Source organism: Mesorhizobium sp. M4A.F.Ca.ET.022.05.2.1 (assembly GCF_003998845.1).
Classification (GTDB): Bacteria; Pseudomonadota; Alphaproteobacteria; order Rhizobiales; family Rhizobiaceae; genus Mesorhizobium.
This window is the reverse complement of sequence record NZ_RZOJ01000488.1, coordinates 1-4,148: the sequence shown is the minus strand read 5'-3', so window position 1 is coordinate 4,148 and position 4,148 is coordinate 1. Positions and strand designations below refer to the sequence as shown.

Annotated in this window: 4 protein-coding genes; all 4 read right to left on the bottom strand. The window is 62.8% G+C overall.

Annotation, left to right across the window (positions count from 1 at the left end; translation table 11 throughout):
• Positions 1–8 precede the first annotated feature (8 nt).
• Positions 9–1,340, bottom strand: a complete 1,332-nt coding sequence (locus tag EN745_RS31190) for an FAD-binding oxidoreductase (RefSeq protein WP_127423023.1) — start codon at positions 1,338–1,340, stop codon at positions 9–11.
• Positions 1,337–2,854, bottom strand: coding sequence for an aldehyde dehydrogenase (locus EN745_RS31185; protein WP_127423022.1), 1,518 nt, complete (start codon positions 2,852–2,854; stop codon positions 1,337–1,339). Before EN745_RS31185 ends, EN745_RS31190 begins: the two co-directional genes overlap by 4 nt.
• Positions 2,847–3,758 (bottom strand): dihydrodipicolinate synthase family protein, encoded by a 912-nt coding sequence (locus EN745_RS31180; RefSeq protein ID WP_127423021.1) that lies wholly within the window; start codon positions 3,756–3,758, stop codon positions 2,847–2,849. Before EN745_RS31180 ends, EN745_RS31185 begins: the two co-directional genes overlap by 8 nt.
• A gap of 150 nt (positions 3,759–3,908) precedes the next feature.
• Positions 3,909–4,148, bottom strand: a 240-nt coding sequence (locus EN745_RS31175) for a CBS domain-containing protein (RefSeq protein ID WP_127423020.1), incomplete at its 5' end; no start/stop codon positions are given.

Genomic DNA, 4,148 nt, shown 5'->3' with positions numbered 1-4,148 from the left:
GCCAGGGCTCATCCTTCGCGGCCAGCACGCAATTCCTGCAAACGGATCACGGCGTTCACGCCGAGCCACGCCAGCGGCTCGGGCGGCAGCCTTGCCGGTTGTGGCTGATCCGAGAATTTGTCGAGCATCTCGGAGCGGGCACCGGTCGCCAGATCGGCGGCCATGACGCCCGCGAGCGTGCTTTTGACGGTCCCAAGACCGTTCTCGCAGCATGCCGAATAGAGGCCCTCTTCGATCTCGCCGAAGGCCGGGACATGGTTGCGGCTGAGGCAAAGCCGACCGGCCCAGACGTATTCGAACGGCACGTCCTTAAGGTCCGGAAACCTCGCATCCAGCGAAGCCCGCTGCTCGGCGGCGATACCGGCTAGACGCTTTTCGCTGACTTGAACGGCCCAGTCATAGGTAAACCGGGTTCTGATTACGATGCGCGAAGATCCATCGCTGGAAATCTTCCTGACCGTTGCGCCCATCGGGTCGGCCGGAAGCAAGGCCCACCTGTCCTTGCCCGTCGATTTCGATGTGAAGGGGGCGGTCATCGACGCATAGGTGAAGATATGCATCAGGCGGCCGCGGAAGTAGCCGAAGTCGTCGATGTGGCCGTTGACGCCCAGGATCACCTTTGGAGCGGTAACGGTCCCATTGCGCGAGAACGCTTTCCAGGTCCTGCCGAGGCGTTCGAGTTTCAGCACCGGCGAGCGCTCGAACATGTCGACTTTGGAGGCCAGGCCCGCAGCGAACCCGCGAATATAGTCGGCGGGCTGGATCATCACGGTGCCCGGCGTATAGAGGCCGCCCAAATAGTAAGACGAGCCGGTCAACTCCCGCATCTCCACGGCATCGAGGAAGCGGTGCTCCTCGCCGATGGCCTTTAGCGAGCGACCATAGTTGGCATTGAGCGTCATGCCGCGCCCCGTCGCCGCGGCATTGATCTTGCCCGACGGATCGAAGGTGCGCGCGGCCATGCCGTATTCCGCCGCCGCGTCAGCGGCGAAGGAAATCGCGAAACGGTTCTGGGCGATCTCGGCCCCGGTTTCGGCTTCACCGGCAACGGAGTATTCGCCCGACGACAGATTGTGCGGGACGTCGATCATGTAGCCCGAGTTGCGGCCCGCCGGACCCTTGGCGATTTCTGCGGCTTCCAAGAGGACGATCTTGTCTCCGGGTCGAAGCTGGGCGAGGCGCCGCGCCGCCGAGAGGCCGGCGAAGCCGCCGCCGATGATCAGCCAGTCGGCCGAAACGTCGCCTTTAAGCGCGCGGACCGGGAAGGATCGCTTGCTGATCGCCTCCCAGCCCGAGGTTCCGGATTCCGCCGGGAGACGCTTGACCACAAGGTCACTCATCTTACGGTCTCGTCGACCGAACGATCCGAGACGTCGATCCAGACCGTCTTCAACTCGCAGTAGTTGTCATGCGCGAAGACCGACTTGTCGCGCCCGCCGAAGCCGGACTCCTTGTAGCCGCCGAACGGAGTGGTCGCATCGCCTTCACCGAAGCAGTTGACGGTGACAACACCGGCGCGGATTTCGCGCGACAGCTTGATCGCCTTGCGCAGGCTCCCCGTATAGACGGACGCGGTCAGGCCGTAGTTGGTGTCGTTGGCAAGCGCGATCGCCTCAGCCAGCGAATTGAATGTCGTGACCGAGAGGACCGGACCAAAAATCTCTTCCTGGAACAGCCGGCTCGAAGGGGTGACACCGTCAAAGACCGTCGGCTCGACATAGATGCCTTTCTGCGTGCCGCCGCCGTGGGCGACCGTGAGCTTTTCGGTCTTTGCATCGGCGAGAAAGGATTTCACCTTCTCGAAATGGCTCTTGCTGACCAGTGCGCCGATGCGGTTTTCCGGGTCGAGCGGATCGCCGGTCTTCCACTCGCGCATATAGGCGCCGATCCGCTGCAGCAATTCGTCCTTGATGCTGGCCTGGACGATAAGCCGCGACGTGGCCGAGCAATTCTCGCCCATGTTCCAGAAGGCTCCGTTGACAACCTGCTCGGCGACCAGGTCGAGATCCTCGGCATCGTCGAGAACCACCGCCGGGTTCTTGCCGCCGCATTCCAGCACGACGCGCTTAAGATTGGAGTCCGCTGCGTAGCGCAGGAAGCGGCGCCCGGTCGGCGTCGATCCGGTGAAGGCCACCATGTCGACGCCCAGGTGCATGCCGATCGGTTCGCCGACATCCTTGCCGCCGCCAGGCACGACATTGAAGACACCAGCCGGAATACCGGCCTCATGGGCCAGCTCGGCGACACGAAGCGTCGTCAGTGTTGTCTCCTGGGCGGGCTTCACGACCACCGAGCACCCGGCGGCCAGCGCCGGCCCGATCTTCCAGGCCAGCATCAGCAGCGGAAAGTTCCACGGCAGGACGCAGCCGACCACGCCGACCGGTTCGCGCACGACCATGGTCAGCGCCGTCGAGCCGACAGGCGCCGTGTTGTCGTAGAGCTTGTCGATGAGCTCGGCGTGCCAGCGCAGGGTATGGATCGTATCCGGCACGTCGACGGTCTGGCATTCGCGAATCGGCTTGCCGCTGTCGAGGCTCTCCATGACCGCAAGCTCGTGGCGGTTGCGCTCCAAGAGCTTGGCGAATCTGAGGAGGACGGCCTTGCGCTCCGCGGGCGAGAGGTGCTGCCAGCGGCCGTCATCGAAGGCTTCCCTGGCCTTGGCCACCGCGAAATCGACATCGGTTGAATCGCAGGCGGCGATCTCGGCAAGCGTCTCGCCGGTAGCCGGATTTGTCGTCTTGAATGTCTTGCCGGAATTCGCCGGACGGAATGCCCCATCAACAAAGGCGTTGGTCGGGAATTGGATCTCCGCGGCGAGCGCCCTGTATTCGGCGGCGGTCAAAGGCTCATGCATGGTTTGCTCCTGACGTGATCTGGGCGACCGTGCGCTTCAAGGTGGCGACGACAGTCTGCAGGGTTCGCTTTTCTTCTGAGTTGAGAGGCCGCAGCGGCGCACGAACGCCACCTGCCTTCAGGCCGATCAGCTCACATCCATGCTTGATCGATTGGACGAATTTTCCACATTCGAGGAAGTCCATCAGCGGCAGCATCGCGGTCATGATCGCGCGGCCCTTGTCGAAATTCTTCTCGAGCACGCACGCCTCGTAGAGCGCGACGTGCTCGCGCGGGAGAAAGTTCGAGCCGGCACAGACCCAGCTCCTGGCGCCCCAAGCGAAGAATTCGAGGGCCTGGTCGTCCCAGCCGCAGGAAAGCGAGATGTGCGGGAACTTGCGGGCCAGCCGATGCAGATTGCCCATGTCGCCGGAGCTCTCCTTGATGGCGACGACATTCCGGGATTTTCCGATGCGGGAGAAATACTCCTCCCCCATCATGACACCCATGCGCGCCGGGTAGTTGTAAAGCATGATCGGGAGGTTCGCGGCGCGGTCCACAGTGAGGGCATGAACCGCATTCTCGCGCTCCGTCGGCAAGGCGTAGGGCGGCGACGATACGAGGATCGCGTCGGCGCCGATCTCTTTCGCCGCCTTGGCGTATTCGACCGAGTCTTCGGTCCTGATAGCACCCGTGCCGATGATGAGGGGGATGCGGGTGCCAATCACCTTCTTGGCGTAGGCGCCGAGAGCGAAGCGCTCCTGGGTGCTCTGGGCGTAGTATTCGCCGGTCGATCCGCCAATGATGATGCCGTGCACTTTGGCTTCAATAAGTGACTCCAGAACGTCCGCGAACGCGGCGTTATCGATCCGCCCATCGGGGCCGAGCGGCGTGATCGCCGGTGTGTAGATGCCTTCGAATTTCAAGATAGTTCTCCGTCAATGGAATGGCGGTTTCGACCAATGCGTCATTCGGCCCTTCTGCGAGCTTTCTTGTCAAAGCGCCCCGGCAAGCCCCGGAGCGCTTATCCAGTTCGGAACGTTCATCAGCGTCCGGAGGACGCTAATTGCGTATCTTCACGCGGCCGACCCGGATGATAGAGCCGCCGTGATCTGCCGCAGGGAAATCAACCCGAGCGGCTGGCCGCTGTCTGCGGTGACGAAGGCCGCGTCATAGGAAGAGTTGGTTAGTTCCTTGGCGGCGATCTCGAGCGTCAAGCCGGACTTCAGCTTCGGCAGCGGTCTGCTCTCGGATTGCGGCGGCGGCTCCATGACAGCGTCGACCTTGATGAAGCGGCCGCGATTGACGTCCTTGAC

Coding starts and splice junctions, on each gene's coding strand:
- EN745_RS31190 (WP_127423023.1), bottom strand. CDS start 1,340: ATGAGTGACCTTGTGGTCAAGCGTCTCCCGGCGGAATCCGGAACCTCG.
- EN745_RS31185 (WP_127423022.1), bottom strand. CDS start 2,854: ATGCATGAGCCTTTGACCGCCGCCGAATACAGGGCGCTCGCCGCGGAG.